Origin of the sequence: Algibacter luteus, from assembly GCF_030344935.1 — a bacterium.
Taxonomy (GTDB): domain Bacteria; phylum Bacteroidota; class Bacteroidia; order Flavobacteriales; family Flavobacteriaceae; genus Arenitalea; species Arenitalea lutea.
The window spans coordinates 3,000,358-3,024,472 of the sequence record NZ_CP128313.1 but is presented as its reverse complement, the minus strand read 5'-3'; the positions used below and the strand labels follow the sequence as shown (position 1 = coordinate 3,024,472).

Below are 24,115 nucleotides of genomic sequence, written 5' to 3'. Positions count from 1 at the left end.
GTTGGTTATGCTGCAATGGCAACTGTACTGATATCATTCTTAATGAAATCTGTATATAGCTTACGAATAGTAAATGCCTTTGGGTGTTTACTATTTGTGTTTTATGGATTTATTCTTCAGCCCATATCCAAACCAATAATTATTACAAACATTGCCATTTTTTGTATTAATTTATACTACATTTTAAAAAATAAAAATTAGTTTTCTGCCTAAAGATTTAATTTATTAATGGCAGTTTTAGTGCGGATTTCAAGTATAACTTAAATCATTTTGTATATTTGATTACATTTATAAATCCAGAGAAATTGTAATCCCTTTAAGCGTTTATTGATATTAATAGCGTGTAATAAGTTAAATGGCCAAGGAAATAAAATATTAATTGAAAAAATTAATTGATTATATCAACAATAAGGTTTTAGTAAAAATAGCCTCATTACAAACCGCTTCAGTACTAACCAGAATAATAGCCGGTATTTTAACGTCGAAAGCTATAGCCGTATTTATTGGTGCAGAAGGGTTGGCTCTTATTGGTAATTTACGAAATTTTGTAGGAGCTTTTCAAACCGTTGCCACTGTTGGGTTTTATAAGGGGGTAGTTAAGTATATTTCTGAATTTAAAGAGGATACTGTAAAGTTAAGTAAAACCCTCTCTACGGTTTATTACATGGGATTTATAGCTACCGTTATAGTCTCATTTTTTTGTTATTTCAGGGCCGAATGGATAAATGATATCATATTTCCAACTTATAACGACTACGCATACGTTATTAAAATCTTCGCAATTGTGCTTCCTTTTTATGCTTTAAACATGTTCTCGTTCTCGATTATGAATGGGTTTTCAAAGTATAAAATCTTAATTATTATAAATATAATAGGGCAAATTTTAAGTGTTTCCATTGCCTTACTTTTAATTTATCAAAATAAGATTGATGGCGCATTAATATCGGTAGTTATAGCGGAGTCGTTAATTTTTCTAATCACGCTGGTTGGTATTATTAATAGAAAAAGTTTAGTCTCACAAATTAAAGTTAGTCAGGTTAGTTATAGTATATTTAAAAAGTTAAGTCCGTATTCATTAATGGCGCTTTTTTCGGCAGTGTTTTTGCCTTTTATTGCTATAGCCATAAGATCTTATATTATTGAAAATATTGGTTACAAAGATGCTGGTTTCTGGGAAGCTATGACTCGAATTTCAGACTACTATTTAATGTTTGTGAGTTCGTTAGTTGCACTTTATCTATTACCTCGATTTTCGGAAATTAATACGAAAAGGGAGTTTAAAAAAGAAGTAATAAGCTTTTATAAAACAATAATTCCGTTACTTTTTGCTGGGTTGGTTGTTATTTATTTGCTACGACATGTGATTGTATTAATCATATTCACTGAGGAATTTGAACCTGTTGAAGATTTATTTTTATTTCAACTTTTAGGCGATTTTGTAAAAATACTATCTATCATAATTGCATATCAATTTTTAGCTAAGAAAATGTTTTGGCATTATATATTAACCGAAGCTTTTTTAGTAATAATTTTATACGTTACTAGTGTTTATTTTATTGATTTACTTGACAACGTAGAAGGTGCGGTTATTGCTCATTTAGTGAGTTATTTAATGTATTTTGGTATATTATTGCTCATATTTGGAAGTTCTCTTTTTGGTGTAGAAAGCGAAAATAATTAACTATCCATTTTATTAATTTATTCTCCTTAATTATTGAAAATACCAAGTTTCATAAAAAATAATTTATTGTTAAAAGTAACTTCTGCTAACACAGGGTTGGTTTTAGTAAGAATGTTGTTTTCCTTAGTTTCACAAAAAGTATTGGCCATTTTAATCGGCGCAGAAGGAATTTCTTTAGTTGGTAATTTAAAAAATGTATTAGCTTTTCTTGAGCAGTTTTCAATATTAGGGACCTCAAATGGTTTAGTAAAGTATATTGCGCAACATAAAGACGATAAAAAGCAATTAAACAACTTATTTTCAACGGTTTTTGTTTTATCTGCTATTACCTGTATAATTTCCTTTATAATTTTATTTTTCTGGTCTAATACCCTGAGTAACTTCATTTTTGGAGAGGGTTCTGGTTTTGGTTTTATCTTTAAGATTTTAGCATTTATACTGCCTTTTACAAGTGTTAATGCCGTTTTGTACTCATTATTAAATGGATTGTCTGCCTACAGACTATTCTCGAAAATAGGGTTAGTTGTCGTTATTACAAGTACTGTTTTAATTGTGCTTTTAACTATAAAATTTGGACTTACAGGAAGTTTAATTGCCTTTAGCACCATACCTTTTTTGCAATTTCTCATTTATATTATTTTAAGTTCAAAAACTTACAGTGGTTATATTAATTTAAGAAGTATATCATTTAATTTAAGTTTTAAAAAGCAATTACTGTCTTATAGTTTAATGACCTTGGTAGTTGTTTTTCTTATTAACATAACAGATGTTGCCATTAGGCATTTAATTCAAGATAAAATAAGTATGGCCGATGCTGGTTATTGGACGGCTATGAATTCCATTTCTAAGGTATATATGCAATTTACCGCAGCAATATTTCCTTTGTATATTTTACCTGTGTATGCAAAATTGAACAATACGGTTGATTTTAGAAAAGAAGTGATTAAAATATATAAAATGCTATTGCCTTTGCTTTTTATTGGAATGGTAATCGTTTTTATTTTTAGGGATTTTATTATTAAAGCGTTATATACCAACGAGTTTTTAGAAATGTCTAGCCTTTTTAAATGGCAATTATTAGGAGATTTAGTTAAGTTTATAGCCATTGTATTATCTTATCAGTTTATAGCAAAAAAACAAATGGGTTATTTCATTATTACTGAAGTGTTTTCAGTTTTAATGTTCTATGGCTTTTCAGTTTATTTTATAGATATTTATGGAACAGACGGTGTGGTAATGGCACATTTTGTTAGATATGTTTTGTTTTTACTAATCGTACTATTTATTTTGAGACATAGTTTAATAGGTAGGGAAGTGGAGTAAAGAGCTTTGATGAATTAACTTTATGAAAAAATTATTGAAAATTTTCTATAAATATGGCACACTAATCATAGTTGCTTTTTTGTTTGAAATTATTTCAAGTTCAATAACAATATTTAGTTTATATAATTTTCTCGAAAATATTTTTTTCGCTAGCGCTTTAATCTGTCTGATTTATATATTCCAAAGTAATAAGTTAAAAACGATTTGTTTTTATATATCGTTTGTATTTTTTTCAATCTGTCTTTTTTTAGAAACTGCTTATTATTACTTGTTTGATACCTATTTTAGTTCGTCTGCTATATTTGTAACTTTAGATTCAAATGCCGAAGAAAGTAAAGAATTTTTAAACTTTTATATTGATACTCCAATAATCGTTTTCACACTTATTTTTGGTCTACTTGTTTTATACCTGCTTTTAAAATCACGTAATATCTTCGAAAATAACTTTGTTCAATCAAAATACTCAAAGCTTAAGATTCTATTATTGTTTTTTGGAATTGTTTTATTTATCCGTCAATCGACATTAATTCGATTTAATCTTCCTTATTTAATATTAAAATCTGGTATAGAATATAGAGCTGAATCTGAAAAACTTGGAGACTATAAAAATAACAAAACGGGTAACTTCAATGATGTTTCAAGGCTATCTGGTACTAATGAAGACGAGGTTTATGTTGTAATTATTGGCGAGTCTACAGCTAGATCACACATGGGAATTTATGATTATTACAGAGAAACAACGCCTAAACTTAGCAGTATTAAAAATCAATTGGCAATATACAACGATGTTATTAGTCCTCATGTTTATTCTGTTGGTGCCTTAACCAAGATTTTAACTTTAGCGAATTATGAAAATCCAGATAGAATATCAGAAGGCTCTATAATTCAACTAATTAATGCAGTAGGTTTTGATACGTATTGGCTTTCAAATCAAAGACCAATTGGCCCATTTGAAAGCATGATTACTAAAATTAGTCTCTCATCTAAAGAAAGTAAATTTTTAACAACAACTGTTGCAGGTAATAGTAAAGTTTTAGATGGTGAACTTTTAGTTGAGTTTAATAAAGCATTACGTTATAAAAAACAGAAGAAGGTTATATTTCTTCACATGATGGGAACACACCACCATTACGAAAACAGATATCCTGAGTCATTTAGTAAATTTAATGATGAACCTCGCACTAATTTTAAATCTGAAGAAAGCTTCGCTAAAATAAATCATTATGATAATACCATTTTATATAACGATTTTATCATTTCCGAAGTCATAAGAAAAGTGGACAGTCTTAATAAAAAAAGTTTTGTCTTATATTTTTCTGATCATGCAGAAGAAATGTATTCTGAATTAGATATGGCAGGTCATAATGAAGATATTTATTCCAAACAAATGTTTGATATCCCTTTCTTTTTGTGGCAATCACAAAAATATAAAGAGGAAAAGGCTTTGTATTTTGAAAGTAATAGAAAATATATGATTGACGATTTATTTCATTCAATAGCAGATTTACTTCATATTTCTGCTAAGGAGGTTGAAACATCAAGAAGTATTTTTAGTGAAGATTTTAAGGACCGAAAACGTATCATAAAAGATACTATTAATTATGATACTTTTTTTGCACCATGAAAAAAATATGCATCGTTACAACATCGTTAGGAAAAGGAGGCGCTGAACGTTTTAGTGCATTACTTTCTCTAATGCTTAGTAATTTGGGACATGAGATACATATTGTAACTACTAAAAGTGTTGTCGATTTTGATTTTTCAGGTCATTTATTTCAACTTGATGAATTATTAAGCAATAGTAATTCTAATTTTAAAAAAGTTAAAATCTTAAGGGCATATTTTAAAAATCAGAATTTCGATATTATTATAGATAACCGCACAAGACCAAATTTTTTTAAAGAATATATTCTATATAAAATTGTATTTAAAGCGAAAAGCATCATAACAGTTATTCATAGTTATCATTTAAAAAAGTATTTACCGCGTTTACCTTTCCTAGCAAAAATATTGTACAAGAATGTTGAAATTGTTGCTGTAAGCAAAGAAATTCAAAAAGTGCTTGTAAGTAAGTATAAGTTTGTCAATACTCATCAAATATACAATCCAAATAATATTGAAAGTATAACAAAAAAAGCGAATGAACCCATTATAATAAATGAAGATTATATATTGTTTTTTGGCCGTATTGACGAGAAAGTAAAGAATTTAACTTTGTTATTATCAGCATATAAACGTTCAATTTTACCGGAAAGAGGAATTAAACTATATGTAATAGGTGAAGGAGAAGATCTTGCTTTTTTACATGGAAAAATAAATGAATTTCGATTAGATTCTTACGTAAATCATATTAACTACCTCGAAAATCCTTTCCCATATGTTAAAAAGGCTATTTTTACGGTTTTAACTAGTAGACATGAAGGGTTTCCTATGGTTTTAGTAGAATCTTTAAGCTGCGGAACACCTGTTGTTTCAGTAGATTGTAAATCTGGACCGAATGAGATTGTTCAGCATAAACAGAATGGGTTGTTGGTAGAAAATCATAACGAAATGGCTTTGGCTGATGCTTTTAATTTATTTATTGAAGATCAATCTCTTTATTTAAAATGTAAAGAAAATACTAAAGCTAGTATACAAAGTTTTTCAATGGAAAAAATCTCTAAAACTTGGAATGAATTATTAAGTGAATTGGAACAAACAAAGTAGTATTTATAAATAAATTAACGAGATTATTGAAACTTTTTAGCAAACAAATTAATTTAAATAGTATAATTCAGATTCTTATATATGTATTTATAGGAATTTTTGTTATTTCAAAAGGTGCCATTTACTTTCCTGATAGTTATACATTTATAGATATGGCGTTGAATCATAGCCCGTTCTATTGTACTTTTTTGAAAATTTTCACTAGCGTTTTTGGAGATAGTTTTGAATTACCTCTAGTTATAGCCCAATATGGAATAATAGTATTTGGAGTGCATTTTTTTCTTTCCTATTTAAGACAGGTTTTTAATATTCATAAAGTTGGTATTATAATAATACAACTTATCTGTTTAGCACCTTGTGTTTATGTTCACGATTTAGGCAGCGCTATACTGAGTGAGGCTTTAACTTATCCTATTTTTTTGGTGATTTTTGCCTTAACCTTAAAAATGTTTGTGGAAGAGAATTTGACGTATTTATATAAGATTAGCGTTTTATTGTTTGTTCTAATTTTAACACGAGGACAATTTTTATCTTTAATACCGGCATTAATTTTAATAGTTGGTTTTATTCTTTATAAGAAGAAATCTTTCAAGAAATATTACTATTTTTTAGTTCTTTTGATAGCTATTCCAATTCTAACAAGTTTTACAGAAAGAGTCTATAATAAAATAGTATTTGGTCATTTTGTAAACAACGCTATGAATTATGTTCATGTTATTGCTTCACCATTTTATATTGCCAATGAAAGTGATATTAACCTTTTTTCTGATCAAGATCAAAGAACATATTTCAATTTAATTTATACGAGTTTACAAGAAGCAGAATTAACACGAAACCAAAACTTAAGTGTAGATAAGGATGATTATTTATTCTTTCAGCATAATTTTGCTAAAATATGTAATAGAAGAATTTATGACTTAGGTTTAGATTATTACCAAGCCAAAGGACTAAATTATATTGAAAGTAATATTGCTTTAAACACCTTGTGTTCCCAAATGGTTATTCCATTAATAAAGCAAAACTTTAAAGTTTGGATTAAACTTTTTACTAAAAACCTAAAAAACGCATTTGGCTCATCAAAACAATTCCTATTCTTTTTAATGTTACTCTGCTATGGAGTGTTTAACTTTATTAAGACGAATAAAAATATTTATAAATTTATTGTCATCGCTACATTGTTTATGTTTGCTAATAATGCGCTTATAGCTTTAGTAATACATTCTATAAAGCGCTATATTTTCTATTTTGATTGGGTTATTTTTGCAACTTTCATCATATTGTTAAACGAATTTTTTAAAAACGAAAAGCCACGTGAGTCTTGAATTATCTATAGTTATGCCATGCTTAAATGAAGCAGAAACTATCGCATCTTGTATAAAAAAGGCACAAACTTTTATGCAAGTAAATAATATTGATGGTGAAGTTGTAATTGGCGATAATGGAAGTACAGACGGCTCTCAGGAAATCGCTAAGAACTTAGGAGCAGTAGTCGTGAATGTTGAGAAAAAAGGATACGGAAACGCATCCAGAGGAGCAATAGAAGGTTCGCAGGGAAAATACATTATTACGGCAGATACAGATGATAGTCATGACATTCTTAACCTTAATTTATTTCTTGATAATTTGAGGTCAGGTTCAGACTTAGTCATGGGAAATCGTTTTAAAGGTGAAAATAAAAAAGATGCCATGCCTTTTTTACATCGCTATGTTGGAAACCCTGTTTTGACCTTTATTGGTAATTTATTTTTCAGAACTAATTTAGGCGATTTTCATTGTGGGTTAAGAGGTTTTACTCGAGATGCGTACAATAAAATGAACTTGTCAACTCCAGGTATGGAATTTGCCTCAGAAATTATTGTAAAGGCATCGTTATTAAATTTAAAGATAACTGAAGTACCTACAACAGTTTTTCCGGCTGGAAGAAATAGAAAAGCGCATTTAAGAACTTTCCCAGATGGTTGGCGACATTTAAGATTTTTATTGTTGTATAGTCCAAAATGGTTGTTCCTCATTCCAGGATTTTTATGCATGCTTATTGGTATAATTGGAGCCGTAAATATTTCGTTTGACACCAATAACCATAATTTAAAATGGATTCCACTTTTTGCTGGATTATTTTTAATAAGCTTTCAATTTGTAGTATTTTATGCACTCACTAAAATTTATGCAACTAACCATGGGTTAATTCCAAGAAAAAAAAGCTACGATAATTTATTCGTTTATTTCACTCTAGAACGTGGGGTAATACTTGGTTTTTTTCTAACATTAATAGGCCTAGCTATATATTATTTTGGCTTTAAAAACAATATGGAAAGTACAGAAAGAATACTAAAAATAATAGTGCCAGCTATAGTAGTTGTGGTTTTAGGAATTCAGACTATTCTTTTCAGTTTCTTTTTTAGCATCTTAGGTTTAAAAGAAGAGAAATAGTAAAGCGTAAATTACCTGTTGGCAGAATAGTACAATCCGTTTTTAACTAAAAGACTATGGATTTGTTTAGTTAATTTTAAAACATACTTTGGAGAATTAAGTAAAAATTTTTGCTTAAAGTTCAAATTAGAATCGTCAATTTCTGATTTTAGTTTTTTGTAAAGCTCATGCTCGTCATTCATTTTACATCGAATAGCTACAGCGCATCGGTTGATATCTAAATAAAGTTTAAGTGAAGCGTTTGTTTTTTCTTCTTCTGAGAAATTATTAATAAACTCATATCTAATATCATTATAATTGCTTTTTGATAAACTATTATCAACATGAAATTTATAAGACATGGTAATGCTGGGGTTGAAAGCAACTTCATATTTCAAAGCCATTTTAATCCATAAATCTAAATCTTGAGCAGTTTTTAAATTGGTATTGAAACCTCCAACAGAATTAAATTTTTCTTTTGTAAATCCAACTGCAGAAGTCCAAGCAACAGAATTAGTAACACTAGCTTTGAAAAAGTCTTTAACTATTAAGCAGTTTATATCATATTCAAAATTAAATTTGGCAGGTTGTTTTAACCTGTTCGTATAAATTACTTCGTAGTTATTACAAAATAAACCTGCGTTTGGGAATTTATCGATGAGCTTTTTTAATTCTAAAAGATGGTTTTCACTCCAAAGATCGTCGGCATCCAACAGAGCCATATATTTGCCTTCAGCATTGGCAACACCTACATTTCTAGCGTATGATGCGCCTTTGTTTTCTTGATTTATAATTTTAAAACGCGCATCAACTAAGGGTTTTATTTTATCTAAACTGCTATCTGTGGAGCCATCGTTTACTATAACGACTTCAAAATCTGTAAATACTTGCTTAAGCACACCTTTTATGGTTTGCTCAATCAAATCTTCCTTGTTGTACAAGGGTATAATTACAGAAAAAAAAGGCGTCATGTTTTTAAATTAATATGACAAAAATAACTTAATCTAAATAACTCAAAGACATATAGCGACGGGTGTTTAGATTTTAAATTGTAAGCAAAAAAAGGTGAAAAAATTTTATAAACGAATGCAAAAACGTAATTCAATTTAAACCTTTCCAATTTTATAAAAACCTTTAAAAATGTTGTGAATTCTGGTTCAATCATTCTGGTTTTGTATATAGTATCTAGATTCTCTAACGATTTATGTGTTTTCTTGAAATACACTTCATTCAAATCAACATCGCCATGTAAAACTGGGTTGTCTATATGTAAAATTGAGGCTTTAATTTCACTTAAATTATATGCAAAAACAGTGTCTTCATGACCATATTCAGTAATGCTTTTCTCAAAACCAATTGTGGTGAAAACACTTTTTTTAATTAATGTATTATTAAAAAGGACGCTTTTGTAAATATTTTTATTTCTTTTATTGGCGCTAGCATCTTCTTTAAAAATACCATATTTCCAGCGAAGTTTCCTGTTTGCTTCTACTTTTTCTGGGTGGATTCTTCCACCGTAAATAACATCGGTATCGGCTTGTAATGCTTTTTTATATCTCACTATGAATTGTGCATCTGGTAGTAATGAGTCGCCGTCAATAAATAGCAAGTTTTCATATTTCGATTCTCTTGCCAATGCATTTCTATTATTACTTAAACCAACATTTTTTGTTTGTGCAATGAATTTTGAATTTTTGAGCCTATTGATTTTTTCATTTTCCACGTTGATTGCAGATTTCGAGCCATCATCAATACAAATAATTTCAAACGCGATATTAGAATCGAGAGCTTGCTTTTCAAGTTGGCTTGCAAGCGGATATACATTGTAATTGTATGTAGGAATTAAAATTGAAAGCATTATTTGTTAGCAATTAATACTGTTTCTGGCGACAAAAATCCGTATTTTAAATCATCTTCATTTTGACTGTATGTGATTTGCTTCACATTAAAACCATTAGATTCCAATCTGTCTTTCAAACCCTCAATTGAATAAACTCTTACGTGATCTTCTTGTCCAAAATGTATAAAACGTTCTTCCGGAGTTGTTATAGAATCATTTTCATAAATATCACCTGTCTTATACGGTGTTTGAATATAAACTTTACCGTTTGGTTTAAGTACTCTGTAAAGTTCTTTCATAGCTTTTTGGTCGTTTGTAATATGCTCTAAGATATGATAACAAATAATAGTATCAAAAGTGGCGTCTTTTTGTTCGATATTGGTGATGTCGAATTTATAGTCGGCTAGAAATTCATTCTCAAAATCACTACTAAAGTAATTGATGTTTTTGTTTTTTTTTAGTGTTCTATAAAGGTTTCTAGAAGGTGAAAAATGCAGCAGATTTCCTTTTAATGTATCATTTTCATGAAGTAATTGCCAAAGCCTTCGGTTTCTTGATAAACTACCACAAAAAGGACAAAGTAAATCTTGATTTTCTAATTCAATAAAAGCTCTTAATTTTTTTTTACAAATATTGCATTCGTGATTGTTGCCTTTATAGAAAACACCAAATATATTCCGAAAAAGCATTTCATTCTTAATTAAGAAGCGCTTCGGAATTACAGATTTAAGACCTTTTTTTATAGAATTGTACATATTATCCTTTACGCTGAACTACCTCATATACCTGATTCTCATCACATTTCAAAGTCTTACTTGGGTATTTAAGAAGCAAAGCATAGTCGTGAGTTGCCATTAATATAGTATTGCCATTTTTATTAATGTCTTGAAGCACTTCCATGACTTCAACGCTTGTTTGCGGGTCTAAGTTTCCAGTAGGTTCGTCGGCAAGTATAAGCTCAGGATTATTTAACAATGCTCTTGCAATAGCAACACGTTGTTGTTCGCCTCCTGAAAGTTCGTGAGGAAATTTAAAACCTTTAGTTTTCATATCTACTTTGGTTAAAACTTCTTCAACACGTGTTTTCATTCTATCTTTGTCTTTCCAACCAGTCGCTTTTAAAACAAATAATAAATTATCATTTATAGTTCTATCCGTTAGCAGTTTAAAATCTTGAAATACCACGCCTAATTTTCGGCGTAGATAAGGAATGTCTTTTTCTTTAAGGTTTTTTAAATCGAAATCTACAATATGTCCTTCGCCTTCGGTAAGTGGTAAATCGCCATAAAGCGTTTTCATAAAACTACTTTTTCCGGTTCCCGTTTTTCCAATTAAATACACAAATTCGCCTTTATTAATTTCAACATTAACATTTGAAAGCACTAAGCTATCACCTTGAAAAATAGAAGCGTCTTTAAGTTGTAAAATAGGATCTGGCATAGATTAAATAGAATTCTTAATTGTCTGTTGTAAAAGTATTATTTAAAACTTGAATGTAAAAGATAAACGTCAAAACTTTAAAATAGTTGTAGATAAAACAATTGAATTCTGTGTTGTAATTTTCAGCATGTTTTAACATTTAATAACTCGGTTTATAATTATGGCACGATTATTACGTTATAAGATTCATATTAATTTATCTTTGATTTTAAATTTAATAATTAGTCCAAAATGATTAAGAAAAGTATCGGTTTATTAGTTATTGCAATAAGTTTTAGTTTTCAAATCATAGCGCAGCAATCTGCAACCTATACAAGTAGTTTGGTAGATTATCAAAAAGCATTGTCGCTTTATAATAATCAGCAGTATCAGGCGGCTCAAACTATGTTCAGTAATGTAAAGAAGACCGCGCAAGAAGATATTTTACAATCTAATTGTGCCTATTATATTGCGAACTGCGCAGTGCGATTAAACCAACAAAATGCAGACCAGTTGGTTGAAGATTTTGTAAAAGAATACCCAACTAGTACCAAAAGAAATACGGCATTTGTTGATGTAGCCGATTATTATTTTGAAAACTCAAAATACGCCTACGCTAGAAAATGGTATGATAAAGTTGATGAAAATGCTTTAGGTAGAAAAGAACGTGAAAAATTCTATTTTAATAATGGATATACTGCGTTTTCTACAAAACAATATAAAGATGCTAAAAAGTATCTAAGCAAAGTGGAAAACTCACAAGAATTCGGCTCGCAAGCGAAATACTATATCGGTTTTATGGCTTATGAAGGTGATGATTACGATCAGGCTAATGCGTATTTCGATCAAGTTAGCGACCAAGAGCGTTACAAAGAAAAACTTTCGTACTATCAGGCCGATTTAAATTTTAAACTCGGAAAATTTGAAAAAGCCATCGAACTTGCCAAAGCACGACTAGCGTCTAGCGATGATAATGAAGTTTCAGAGCTTTCAAAAATAATAGGCGAGAGTTATTTTAATTTAGAAAAGTATCAAACGGCAATTCCTTATTTAAAAGCATATAAAGGCAAAAGAGGAAAGTGGAATAATACCGATTTTTATCAACTTGGTTATGCTTACTACAAGCAAAAGGATTATGAAAATGCCATTTCAGAATTTAATAAAATAATTGGAGGGAATGATGCTATTGCCCAAAATGCATATTATCATTTAGGTGAAAGCTATATCAATTTAGATAAAAAACAAGAAGCATTAAATGCGTTTAGAAATGCATCACAAATGAATTTCGATTTAAAAATCCAAGAAGATGCTTGGTTAAATTATGCAAAAATTAGTTACGAAATAGGAAACCCATATCAATCGGCACCACAAGTGTTAGCCGGTTATTTAGAAAAATATCCAAATACGGGTTATAAAGAAGAAATTGAAACACTTTTAATTGATTCTTATATCACTTCCAAAAATTATAAAGAAGCCTTAAAACTACTCGAAAACAAAAATAGTTTTGAGAATAAAATGGCATATCAAAAAGTAGCATTTTACAGAGGTTTAGAATTATATAATGAAGGAAATTATCAAGAAGCCGAATCTCTTTTTGATGCGTCATTAAAAGAACCTCGTGATCCTATTTTTACTTCGAGAGCAACATTTTGGAAAGCAGAAGCCGATTATAATTTAACAAATTATGACGATGCACTTGTAGGTTTTAAACAGTTTCAGCAACAAACTGAGGCATCTTCTACTCCTGAAATCGAAAATATAGATTACAACTTAGGGTATACTTATTTTAAATTGAAAAACTATGGAAAAGCTTCCGAGTATTTCAATCGATTTGTGGCTAATAAAAAGGACGACAAAGTAAGACTTAATGATGCTTATTTACGCTTGGGTGATGGTTATTTCGTGTCTAGTCAATACCAAAGTGCCGTTTCAGCTTACGAAAAAGCAATCAAACTAAATGAAATTGATTCAGATTATCCCGCATTTCAAAAAACAATAAGCGTTGGGTATACAGGGCAAACTTCGAATAAAATAAAAGGCTTAGAAGATTTTATTGTCGAGTATCCTGACTCAAAACTTAGAGACGACGCACTTTACGAACTCGGAAATTCGTATGTAAAGGCCAATGAAGTAAATAAAGCGATGAAAGCTTATGATCAATTAAGTAGTGAATACCGTATGAGTTCTTTCGTGCCGAAAGCATTGTTGCGACAAGGGTTGGTTTATTATAATGGTAGTGATAACGAGCAAGCTTTAACAAAATTTAAAAAAGTAGCTGGCGATTATCCAGGAACACCCGAAGCGGTTCAAGCGGTTTCTACGGCACGATTAATTTATATTGATTTAGGTCGAGTAGATGAATATGCCCGTTGGGTAAAGCAATTGGATTATGTTGAGGTTACAGATGCCGATTTAGATAATGCCACCTATGAAGCAGCCGAAAAACAATATTTAGATAACAATACTGAAAAAGCCATAAAGCAATTTAATGGCTATTTAAATCAGTTTCCGAATGGCTTACATGCATTACAAGCACATTTTTATGTGGCGCAATTATATTACAAAACCAACTTATTGGAAAATGCAGCACCTCATTATAAATATGTGGTAGATGCAAGTCAGAGCGAATTTACAGAAGAAGCCTTATCGCGATTATCGCAGTTTTATTTAGAGCGTAAAAGTTGGAACAAAGCAATTCCCTTGTTAAAGCGTTTGGAAGCTGAAGCTAATTATCCACAGAATATTGTTTTTGCTCAATCCAATTTAATGAAAGCCCATTATCAATTAGAAGATTATACCAATGCGGTTTCCTATGCTGAAAAAGTTTTAGGAAGCTCTAAAATTGATAACAAAATTAAAAGCGATGCACATATTATAATTGCACGTTCTGCGATGAAAACAGGAAATGAAGACAGAGCAAAATCGGCATATGCGAATGTTGAGCGCGTGGCTACTGGAGAAACCGCAGCAGAAGCTTTGTATTTTAATGCATATTTTAAGAATAAAGAAGGTAGGTTTGAAGCTTCAAATAGTTCCGTTCAAAAATTAGCAAAAGATTTTTCAGGATATAAATATTATAGCGCCAAAGGCTTGGTGCTTATGGCTAAAAATTATTATGCTTTAAAAGATGCTTTTCAGGCTACTTATATTTTAGAAAGTGTCATTCAAAATTTCCCAGAGTTTGATGATGTCGTTTCCGAAGCCAAGACAGAACTGAATAAAATCAAAAGGGAAGAAGCCAAAACAAACGCATCTATTTCACCAGAAGATTAAATAGTCTGGTTGAGTGCAGCAAAAACCTAATACATAAATCAAAAATCGTCAATCGTTAATCAAAACATATCAAATATGCGTAAGCAAATAAAATATATTTTCACTGGTATTCTTTTATTTAGCATAACCCTAGGGTTTTCACAAAGAACACAAAACGACACTATTAACACTGGTGTAATTGATGTAGTAAAGCCATATACACCATCAATTTCAGATGCTTTTAAGGTTAAAGAGGTACCATCATTAAACGATGAAACTACCGAAACCAAAAAAGACATCAAATACAATATATTTTCGTTTCCTGTTGCATCAACCTTTACACCGGCAAAAGGAAAAGCGGCGGTTGTAGAAAAACGCGCCCCGGTAAAATTATTTGATAATTATGCTACTTTAGGCGTTGGAACTTACACGACTATTTTGGGTGAAGTTTATTTAAATCACGCGATAAATAGAAATGAAAGCGTTGGTGGTTATGTAAGCCATCATTCATCTGCGGGCGGAATTGAAGGCATATCATTCAACGATAATTTTTCAAATTCAAAATTAAATTTAAACTATTCCAGCCGATTAAAAGATTTAGCTTGGAATGTTGAAGGCGGTTTTCAGCATCAAATATACAATTGGTATGGTGTTCCAGAATCTCAAATAGCGCAAGCACAAGCCAACAATATTGAAGTAGATCATGCGTTTTTCGATGCCCATTTTGGTGGCGATATTTCATTTGAAGACACTTACATTAATTCCGGAAGTTTCTTTTTCAGACGCTTTGGAGACAATCAGGGCTCAGGAGAAAATAGATTTACCGTAAAAGCTAAAGTCGATGTACCTATTAACGATGTAGAAATTTCAACCGATTTAAAAATTGACTATTTAGGTGGAACTTTCGATAGAAATTATGAAGATACCAACGAGCTCAATTACGGTAACTTTCAAGTAGGGTTATCACCAACATATCAACTAAAACAAGACGATTTAACTTTAGATTTAGGCGTGTCTTTATTCTATTTAAACGATAAAGAATCAGGCGATAACAATTTTTATGTGTATCCAAATATTACGGCAACCTACAGATTAGTAAACGATGTTTTAATAGCTTACGGCGGCTTAAAGGGCGATTTAATTCAGAATTCATATCACGGATTTGCAAACGAAAATCCCTTCGTTTCGCCAACCTTATTCATCCAGCCAACAGATCAATTGTACAACGCATTTGTAGGTTTAAAAGGGAAATTATCGAGCAATATGAGCTATAATATTAGCGGTCGTTACATTGCCGATAGAAACAAAGCTCTTTTTAGAAACAACGAAATCACTTTAACAAACGAAGACTATACCTATGGTAACTCATTTGGCATCGTTTACGACGATATTGAAACCTTTGGAGTTGCAGGCGAAATAAATGTAGATGTTAACCGAAATTTTAAACTGGGCATAAAAGCGGAATATTTCTCTTATAACTCAGATAATGAAACCGAAGCGTGGAATTTACCAGACATAAAAGGTTCACTCTTTTTAGATTATCAGATAAACGAACATTGGTTTGCAGGCACAAATTTATTCTATATTGGCGAGCGTAAAGACCAGTTTTTCTTAAACGACGGCATGACAATTACTACGCCATTTACGGTGGTTCTAGATAGTTATTTCGATGCGAATGCGCACCTTGGCTATCACATAAACAATCAGCTTTCGGTATTTGCCAAAGCCAACAATATAGCTAATGAGGCTTATCAAAAATGGCAAAATTTCCCTGTACAGAGCATTCAGTTTTTAGCAGGAGCTACTTATAAGTTTGATTTTTAACACTTGTGTTACCCAAATCTCGTTTCAGGATCTCCTTAAAAATAATTTGGGCGTTACCCTGTCGGGTCGGGCTTTTCATTACAATCTTTTGCTCGTGCCTCACAAAAGGATTTTCATTGCAATCCCTAACGCGGGCGTATCAGCCAGAAAATGTATAAACCCAATGTGCATTGCTTAATTATGGCTATATTTATTTCAATTAAATAACACATGCAGAAAGTTTTTCTTTTTATCATTTTATTTTCGGCATTAAATGCGTTTTCTCAAAATCTGAAAAGCTGCAAATCTGTGGATGATGTAGAATCACTAATTGAAGGCGATTGGAAATTAAAAAACGATACTAAAAACGTTGTTTACAGGTTTAGTATTTCAAACCATAAAGGTTTTATTGAGGTGCTCCCAGAAATGAATTTACCACCAAAAGCCGAAAAAACTACAGAAAATGAAATCATTATCAACGATCATGAAAACTTCACAATTGTATTAAAACAAGGAAATTATTATATCGAAATTCAAAGTCTGTATTATCAAATGACCGAAAAGATTACGGTGTTAAATCAAACAAACTTTGTTTACGGTAAAGGAAAGTCTCAGCGCACTTTCATAAGAGATTAAAATTAGATTGTAATACGCGCCAAATAATCAAAATGTTCTCCTTCCATAGACATTTCACATGTAAGTCCAACAGTTTCACAGGCCAATTTTAAAGTTTCAAAATCTAAATACAACCACTTCATTGGTGATTCTTTTTCACCTTTATAGCTCAAAAAATAATCAAGCTCACCGTAGTAACCAGCATTCATATCCATCCAAAACCCGCCATCTTCATCTTCATACATATATTTTATATCCGATGAGTCAATTAAAATCTGTCCACCAGGATTCAAAAGTGTTTTTAACTGCGATAAGTATTTTGAAACTTGGGTCAGTTCTTGAAAAATACCAGTGCCATTCATTAACAATAAAATGGTATCAAACGTCTCGGTCTCATCCAAAATATTTAAAACTTCAGCATGCAATACACCGCGTTGTTTTGAAACTTCAATAGCACCTTTAGAAATATCAATAACTTTAACTTTATAGCCTTTGCTTTGCAAATACAAGCTATGGCTTCCTGATCCGCATCCAACATCTAAAATGTCACCTTTGCAAAGTTTTAAAGCTTTCTGCTCTATTTTAGGCATGTCTTTATATTCTCGAAACAAATAGGGAAGAGGTAACACATCTTCATCAGAAATATGCGTTGAAGTTATAATATCTTCGGAATAATTTCCATTTTGATAGTCTAATAAAGCGTTCCCAAAAAGGTCTTTCATTTTAAAAATTAAAAGGTATTAAATGCGTTAAAAATAAAACCCATTTAAGAGTCTAATAAAACAAATTGTCTAATTTTACACCATGCAAGACCTAATTAATAATCTTTCAAAGCTCGCCAAAGATAAACATAACGAAAACAAAAAGTTCTTCGCGAAGTTAAAAAAGAAACCGCCAAAAGATTTGGATTATCTTATGCAAGAATTGCATGAAGAGGAGTTTAAACGAACCGATTGTTTGGAGTGTGCCAACTGTTGTAAAACTACAGGTCCATTGTTTACAGATAAAGATGTGGATAGAATTGCGAAACATTTTAGAATGAAAACTCAGCAATTTATCGCCGAATTTTTACGAATCGATGAAGATAACGACTATGTTTTGCAAAGTGTACCTTGTACGTTTTTAGGGCCAGACAATTACTGTTCTATTTATGAGGTTAGACCAAAAGCATGCAAAGAATTTCCGCATACAGATAGAAAAAAGTTTCAGCAAATTTCAAACCTTACTTTAAAAAATGTGGCAATATGTCCTGCAGCTTATAACATAGTTGAGGACATGAAAAAGAGAATAAAATAGTATCTTTAAAACAAAAATTTAAACTTTTGGAAACTATTTTAAACTATTTCGAGACCATACCACCGTTACATAGAGGGATTATTATTGTGGCAGGTTTAACCTTTTTCTGGATTTTAGAAGGTGCAATGCCTTTAGTAAATTTCAATTACAAAAAGTGGAAACATGCAGTACCTAATATATTTTTCACTATTACAACAATTGCTGTAAATCTTCCTATGGCATTTTTGTTATTATATTCTGCCGATTGGGTAATGACTAATAATTTCGGAATTTTAAATTGGCTGCCAGAAATGTCGCTTTGGTTGTATGTATTATTAGGTGTCTTCTTAATGGATTTTTTTGGAGCTTATTTACCGCATTTAATTGAGCATAAAGTACCACCATTGTGGATGGTGCATTTGGTTCATCATTCCGACCATAAGGTGGATGCTACAACAGCAAACAGACATCATCCTATTGAGAGTGTTATTCGTTATTTGTTTACTTTATTAGGTGTTTTTGCGATTGGAGCGCCTATTGGGATAGTCATGTTATATCAATCTATGTCTATTGTCGCCACACAATTCAGTCATTCCAATATTAAACTTCCAAGAAAGGTTGATAAATGGTTAAGTTATGTGTTAGTATCTCCTAACATGCATAAAGTGCACCATCATTATAAAATGCCATATACAGATTCTAACTACGGAAATATTTTTTCGGTATGGGATAGACTACTTGGAACATACATGGAATTAGATCCAGATAAAATAATTTATGGCGTTGATGTGTTTCCTAATGAAGAAGAAAACAGCAATATTAAAGATTTACTGAAACAACCGTTTCAAAAGTATCAAAAGCCAACATCGTATGAAGCTGTAAATACTAATGAAGATTAGCTATTTTCAATATCGCTAATATGATGCTCTAAAGCCTTAACAGAGATTTTAATTTCTTTGATTAAAAGTGCTAAAGAAATAATTAATAAAATTAGAGCTGCACCAAAAACCCAAATAGCAACAATAGGTTGTTCTACATAAATTAAAAACATGGTGAGTACACAAAGTAACAAGCTGCTTATACCAGTTATTTGCATAGCTTGAGTCAAGTATAGCCGCTGTTTTAAGTTTTTTATTTGTTTTATTAATCGCTCGTCTTTCTGTTGTAAATATTTGTCATGTAAGTTTCTTATTATAGCAGCATAAGCTATAAACCTATTGGTGTAAGCCAGCATTATCAAGGAAATAGCAGAGAATAAAAGTGCAGGTGTTGTAAGTGTGAGTTCTTCCATAATTCAAATTTCTTTTAAATTTCAACAACATCAAATAAAAAAGCGGAATATTTTCTATTTTAGATGCATGCGAGAAGACTTCCTACATTACATCTGGAAACATAAAAAAATAGGAGTAAATAATTTAAAAACTGTTAACGGAGAGCCTGTCATGATAAATTCCGTGGGACAGCATAACTATAATTCAGGTCCAGATTTTTTTAATGCTCAACTTAAAATTGGAAATCAGCTTTGGGCTGGAAATGTTGAAATTCATATCAAATCTTCTGATTGGTTTTTGCATAATCATGAACAAGATAAAGCCTATGATAATGTCATTTTACATGTGGTTTGGGAAGATGACACTGAAGTTTTTAGGAAAGACAATAGCGTTATACCTACTTTAGAGCTCAAAAATATTGTTGATGTTGGTTTATTGCACAATTATGAAAGGTTATTTGCGAAACAAAACAAATGGATTAATTGTGAAAACGATTTTGCAATAGTAGATGGTTTTATTCTAGATAATTGGCTTGAGCGTCTATACTTTGAACGGTTAGAACGAAAATCTAAAAACATTGAAACGCTTTTAGCAGCATCAAAAAACGATTGGGAAGCTGTTTTGTTTAAAATGTTGACTAGAAATTTCGGATTAAAAGTCAATGGTGAGTCATTTTTTAGTTTAGCCCAATCCATCGATTTTTCAATTATTAGAAAAACACGAAATACTCCTCTAGTTTTAGAAGCATTGTTACTTGGACAATCGGGTTTACTTGAAAAAGATGTAGAAGATGCCTACCATCTAAGTTTAAAAAAAGAATATGAATTTCTAAAGCTAAAATTTAATCTAAATAATACTCAAGTGCTGCCGCTACAGTTTTTTAGATTAAGACCGCCTAATTTCCCAACCATAAGGTTATCTCAACTGGCAAGTTTATATGGTACAAATCAAAATTTATTTTCAAAAATCATCGAGATAAAAAAACTGGAAGAATTTTATGAGTTGTTTAAGGTATCAACTTCTAAGTTTTGGGAATCTCATTATACGTTTCAAAAAAAGTCAAAAACTATAAAAAAAACACTTACAAAGTCATTTGTAGATTTATTATTAATCAATACAATTCTGCCTTTAAAGTTCAGTTATTCCAAGCAAAAAGGAGAAGTAATAGATAATGAAATAATAAAACTAGCAACTTCCATTACTTCAGAAAAAAACAACATAATTAAAGCGTTTAACAATTTGAAAAAGGTTTCAAATTCGTCATTACATTCACAAGCACTCATACAACTTAAATCAGAGTATTGCGATAAAAACAAATGTTTACAATGTGCTATTGGGAATTCTCTTATTTCAGCGAATGCTTAATAAAACAGATAAAAATGAATAAATTCACAATCACTTTAAATTGTAAGATTATTTAAATAACTAATATTAAATTTATAGTTAAATTGCAGCATGAATAATATTTATAAACCTCTATTATTTTTCCAAAAACATGGTTATTACGTGTGCCAACGTATTGCAGAGAGGCTTGGGATAAGAGCTAAAGTGGTAAGAACATCATTCATGTATTTAACTTTCGTTACTCTTGGTTTTGGTTTTGCACTTTATTTGTTTTTAGCATTTTGGATGCGTATTAAAGATTTAGTTTATACAAAACGCTCATCGGTTTTTGATTTATGAACCAACTTGTACAGTTTTTTAGAACAAAAATATATACAGCCGTTTTGTTATTGGCTGCACTATTACTTATTGGAGTTACTGGTTATAAAATGATTTCTGGTTACACCTGGATCGATGCTTTGTATATGACCGTTATAACCATGACCACGGTGGGTTTTGGAGAAGTGGTGCCATTGGATGATCAATCTAAAATATTTACCATATTTTTAATTTTAGCGAGTGTAGTTATAGTAGGTTATGCTTTATCTATAATTACAGAATACATTTTAAGTAAAAATGACCTAGACGAATTAAAACAAAAAAAGATGCAAAAGGATATTGATAATTTCAAGAATCACATTGTAATTTGTGGCTACGGAAGAAACGGTAAGCAAGCAGCAAGAAAGCTCATGGCATACAATAAACAGTTTGTTGTAGTTGAAAAGAATAAAGAATTAGAAGACCGTTTAAAATTGGATGAAGTTCCCTATGTCATTGGAAATGCTAATGAAGATGAAACCTTAATTCAAGCAGGAGTTGATAGAGCTTCCTGTTTTATTTCGGCACTACCAAACGATGCCGATAATTTATTTGTGGTTCTTTCAACAAGACAACTGAATAAAAAAATAAATATAATTAGTCGTGCTTCAAACGAATCATCTTATGATAAGTTAAAGTTCGCGGGAGCCAATAATGTTATTTTACCAGATAAAATTGGAGGCGATCATATGGCATCATTAGTTGTTGTCCCTGGTTTAATGGAGTTTATTGATAATCTATCAATAGTTGGTAAGTCTGATATCAATATTGAAGAAGTTGCTGTTGAAAAATTTTATAATTCAAAAACACCTAAAACTATTAAGGATTTGGATCTAAGAAAAAAAACCGGATGCACCGTAATAGGCTATAAAGATGAAAATGGTGAATATATTGTAAATCCTGGGGCAGAATTAAAATTGGCAAGACATTCGAAAATTATCGTTCTAGGTCGTCCAGAACAAATTGAAGCCTTAAATACAGAGTACGATATCGATTAACGATTATGCTATTTTAACAACCATTGTTTTAAAAAATGATTTTTTTTTAGCATCTTGCTACCTTTTAATAAGAATCTTTCAATAAAAACTAACTAACATAATTTTCCAATGAAGAAATATCTTCTTTCAGTGCTCACTTTAATATTTCCATTTTTAATATTTGCTCAAGAAACTTCCGAAATAGGTTTAGACCAAAAAATAGATCAAGCATTTGCTCCCGTAGCTCAATTTTTTACAGATGTAATTTTCTTTCCAATTTACGATGATGGGGTTTATACAATTCCATTTGTATTATTATTATTAGTTGGTAGTGCATTGTTTTTTACAATTTATTTTGGGTTTCCAAATGTTAGATATTTCTGGACAGCTATTAATACGGTAAGAGGGAAGTATGAAGATATTGAAAAACATGGTGCTAAAGAACTTTATGGAGAAGATGGTATTGCACAGGGTCAAGACCTCTCAAATGTAGATATCGAGGAACATATTGAGAATCTTAAAACCGATTTAGCCATTGATGGCGATATTGTTGATACCATAAGAGATGAAAGTTCTGAAGGTGAAGTTTCGCATTTTCAAGCTTTAGCAACAGCAGTTTCCGGAACTGTAGGTAATGGTAATATTGCTGGTGTGGCATTGGCAATTGCTCTAGGAGGACCAGGCGCAACATTCTGGATGATTGTTTGTGGTTTATTAGGAATGTCTACAAAGTTTGTGGAGTGTACTTTAGGTGTGCAATACAGAGATGTTGGTGAAGATGGAACAGTATACGGTGGCCCTATGTATTATATAAGTAAAGGTCTTAAAGCCAAAGGATTTAAAACTTTTGGTAAAATAGCAGCAGGAATATTTGCTGTTTTCTGTATAGGAGGTTCTTTTGGTGGAGGTAATGCGGCACAATCTAATCAAGCCACTATCGTGATAAAAGAACTTTTCGAATGGGAAAGTACAGCGGCAGGAGCCATTGTTGGTTTGGTGTTGGCTGTTTTGGTTGGGGTAATTATCATTGGTGGAATTAAACGTATTGCATCGGTAACCGAAAAAGTAGTGCCTTTCATGGCCTTAATGTATATAGTTGCATGTGTTTATATTATCCTAAGTAATTTTAGCTTAATTGATGATGCAATTGGTCTAATAGTTGAAGAAGCTTTTAGTCCAACAGCTTTTGGAGTAGGTTCGTTAATTGGAGTATTGTTGGTAGGATTTCAACGTGCTGCCTTTTCGAACGAAGCAGGTGCAGGTTCAGCATCTATTGCTCATTCTGCAGTAAGAACAAAATACTCAGCGAGTGAAGGTTTAGTGGCTTTACTAGAGCCGTTTATTGATACAGTGGTAATTTGTACCATGACAGCTTTAGTAATTGTTATATTTAACTTTGGAGGATTCTTCGAATACGGTGGCGATGGATCTGGAGTTGTTTTTATTGACGGTATGCCTTTTGAAGGCGCAGGAATTACATCTAAAGCATTTGCACAATATATTCCATATTCAAATGTGTTTTTAACCATTGCCGTAGTTTTATTTGCGGTTTCAACAATGATTTCTTGGTCTTACTATGGCTTACAATCTTGGAAATTTCTTTTCGGTAGAGGTAAAACAGCCGATTTAATCTATAAACTTTTATTTTTAACTTTCGTAGTAATTGGTGCAGCGGCAAGTATGAACTCTATTTGGTCGTTCTCAGATGCCATGATTTTTGCCATGATTTTCCCGAACATGGTTGGTCTGTTCCTGTTGTTCCCAGTTGTTAAGCGACAATTAAAGCGCTATCTTGATGCTATTAACCTTAAAAAGGAAGCAATAGATAACTAAATAAACAAAG

The 24,115-nt window shown here is 31.1% G+C and carries 21 protein-coding genes; 15 read left to right on the top strand and 6 right to left on the bottom strand.

What is annotated here, in order from left to right; all coding sequences use genetic code 11:
* Positions 1–379 precede the first annotated feature (379 nt).
* The 6 genes from O5O44_RS12765 (at position 380) to O5O44_RS12740 (ending at position 8,140) form a co-directional block, all read left to right on the top strand.
* A complete protein-coding gene (locus tag O5O44_RS12765) occupies positions 380–1,681 on the top strand; it encodes an O-antigen translocase (protein ID WP_289194671.1) in 1,302 nt (433 codons plus the stop codon).
* Between the two features lie 66 nt (positions 1,682–1,747).
* Positions 1,748–3,004 (top strand): O-antigen translocase, encoded by a 1,257-nt coding sequence (locus O5O44_RS12760; protein ID WP_289194670.1) that lies wholly within the window; start codon positions 1,748–1,750, stop codon positions 3,002–3,004.
* Between the two features lie 268 nt (positions 3,005–3,272).
* Positions 3,273–4,628, top strand: coding sequence for a phosphoethanolamine transferase (locus O5O44_RS12755; protein WP_289194669.1), 1,356 nt, complete (start codon positions 3,273–3,275; stop codon positions 4,626–4,628).
* Positions 4,625–5,710 (top strand): glycosyltransferase, encoded by a 1,086-nt coding sequence (locus O5O44_RS12750; RefSeq protein ID WP_289194668.1) that lies wholly within the window; start codon positions 4,625–4,627, stop codon positions 5,708–5,710. The genes O5O44_RS12755 and O5O44_RS12750 overlap by 4 nt, the downstream gene beginning before the upstream one ends.
* Before the next feature lie 188 nt (positions 5,711–5,898).
* Positions 5,899–7,032: a hypothetical protein gene (locus O5O44_RS12745; protein WP_289194667.1), complete on the top strand. Its 1,134-nt coding sequence runs from the start codon at positions 5,899–5,901 to the stop codon at positions 7,030–7,032.
* A complete protein-coding gene (locus tag O5O44_RS12740) occupies positions 7,022–8,140 on the top strand; it encodes a glycosyltransferase family 2 protein (RefSeq protein ID WP_289194666.1) in 1,119 nt (372 codons plus the stop codon). Before O5O44_RS12745 ends, O5O44_RS12740 begins: the two co-directional genes overlap by 11 nt.
* Positions 8,141–8,151: 11 nt before the next feature.
* Here the strand turns inward: O5O44_RS12740 and O5O44_RS12735 are convergent, their stop codons facing one another.
* From O5O44_RS12735 to O5O44_RS12720, 4 genes are read right to left on the bottom strand one after another with little or no spacing between them, the layout of a single operon-like run.
* Entirely contained in the window at positions 8,152–9,090 is a 939-nt protein-coding gene (locus tag O5O44_RS12735; protein ID WP_289194665.1) for a glycosyltransferase family 2 protein, read from the bottom strand.
* Positions 9,087–9,977 (bottom strand): glycosyltransferase family 2 protein, encoded by an 891-nt coding sequence (locus O5O44_RS12730; RefSeq protein ID WP_289194664.1) that lies wholly within the window; start codon positions 9,975–9,977, stop codon positions 9,087–9,089. The genes O5O44_RS12735 and O5O44_RS12730 overlap by 4 nt, the downstream gene beginning before the upstream one ends.
* Positions 9,977–10,714 carry a class I SAM-dependent methyltransferase gene (locus tag O5O44_RS12725; protein ID WP_289194663.1) on the bottom strand — a complete coding sequence of 246 codons (738 nt, stop codon included), beginning with the start codon at positions 10,712–10,714 and terminating at the stop codon, positions 9,977–9,979. The genes O5O44_RS12730 and O5O44_RS12725 overlap by 1 nt, the downstream gene beginning before the upstream one ends.
* A gap of 1 nt (position 10,715) precedes the next feature.
* The gene (locus O5O44_RS12720) at positions 10,716–11,399 is read right to left on the bottom strand and encodes a cell division ATP-binding protein FtsE (protein WP_289194662.1); all 684 of its coding nucleotides are present in this window, start codon (positions 11,397–11,399) and stop codon (positions 10,716–10,718) included.
* Between the two features lie 231 nt (positions 11,400–11,630).
* On the opposite strand from O5O44_RS12720, the gene O5O44_RS12715 reads away from it, so the two are divergent.
* The 3 genes from O5O44_RS12715 (at position 11,631) to O5O44_RS12705 (ending at position 17,069) form a co-directional block, all read left to right on the top strand.
* On the top strand, positions 11,631–14,651 hold the full coding sequence (locus tag O5O44_RS12715) for a tetratricopeptide repeat protein (RefSeq protein ID WP_289194661.1): 3,021 nt from the start codon (positions 11,631–11,633) through the stop codon (positions 14,649–14,651).
* 75 nt (positions 14,652–14,726) lie between these two features.
* On the top strand, positions 14,727–16,454 hold the full coding sequence (locus tag O5O44_RS12710) for a TonB-dependent receptor (RefSeq protein WP_289194660.1): 1,728 nt from the start codon (positions 14,727–14,729) through the stop codon (positions 16,452–16,454).
* A 210-nt stretch (positions 16,455–16,664) separates the two neighbouring features.
* Entirely contained in the window at positions 16,665–17,069 is a 405-nt protein-coding gene (locus tag O5O44_RS12705) for a hypothetical protein (protein WP_289194659.1), read from the top strand.
* 2 nt (positions 17,070–17,071) lie between these two features.
* Here the strand turns inward: O5O44_RS12705 and O5O44_RS12700 are convergent, their stop codons facing one another.
* Positions 17,072–17,770 carry a class I SAM-dependent methyltransferase gene (locus O5O44_RS12700; RefSeq protein WP_289194658.1) on the bottom strand — a complete coding sequence of 233 codons (699 nt, stop codon included), beginning with the start codon at positions 17,768–17,770 and terminating at the stop codon, positions 17,072–17,074.
* Between the two features lie 82 nt (positions 17,771–17,852).
* Between O5O44_RS12700 and O5O44_RS12695 the strand changes: the two genes are divergently transcribed.
* On the top strand, positions 17,853–18,344 hold the full coding sequence (locus tag O5O44_RS12695) for a YkgJ family cysteine cluster protein (protein ID WP_289194657.1): 492 nt from the start codon (positions 17,853–17,855) through the stop codon (positions 18,342–18,344).
* 26 nt (positions 18,345–18,370) lie between these two features.
* Positions 18,371–19,222, top strand: a complete 852-nt coding sequence (locus O5O44_RS12690) for a sterol desaturase family protein (protein ID WP_289194656.1) — start codon at positions 18,371–18,373, stop codon at positions 19,220–19,222.
* Here the strand turns inward: O5O44_RS12690 and O5O44_RS12685 are convergent.
* Positions 19,219–19,614 (bottom strand): DUF2721 domain-containing protein, encoded by a 396-nt coding sequence (locus tag O5O44_RS12685; RefSeq protein ID WP_289194655.1) that lies wholly within the window; start codon positions 19,612–19,614, stop codon positions 19,219–19,221. The genes O5O44_RS12690 and O5O44_RS12685 overlap by 4 nt on opposite strands.
* Before the next feature lie 67 nt (positions 19,615–19,681).
* Here O5O44_RS12685 and O5O44_RS12680 point away from each other — a divergent pair, with 67 nt between their 5' ends.
* From O5O44_RS12680 to O5O44_RS12665, 4 genes are all read left to right on the top strand, one after another.
* Positions 19,682–20,959, top strand: a complete 1,278-nt coding sequence (locus tag O5O44_RS12680; protein ID WP_289194654.1) for a DUF2851 family protein — start codon at positions 19,682–19,684, stop codon at positions 20,957–20,959.
* Between the two features lie 90 nt (positions 20,960–21,049).
* Positions 21,050–21,277 (top strand): PspC domain-containing protein, encoded by a 228-nt coding sequence (locus O5O44_RS12675; RefSeq protein WP_019388690.1) that lies wholly within the window; start codon positions 21,050–21,052, stop codon positions 21,275–21,277.
* Positions 21,274–22,293 (top strand): potassium channel family protein, encoded by a 1,020-nt coding sequence (locus O5O44_RS12670; protein ID WP_019388691.1) that lies wholly within the window; start codon positions 21,274–21,276, stop codon positions 22,291–22,293. Before O5O44_RS12675 ends, O5O44_RS12670 begins: the two co-directional genes overlap by 4 nt.
* Before the next feature lie 108 nt (positions 22,294–22,401).
* Positions 22,402–24,105 (top strand): alanine/glycine:cation symporter family protein, encoded by a 1,704-nt coding sequence (locus O5O44_RS12665; protein WP_019388692.1) that lies wholly within the window; start codon positions 22,402–22,404, stop codon positions 24,103–24,105.
* The last annotated feature ends 10 nt before the right edge of the window (positions 24,106–24,115 follow it).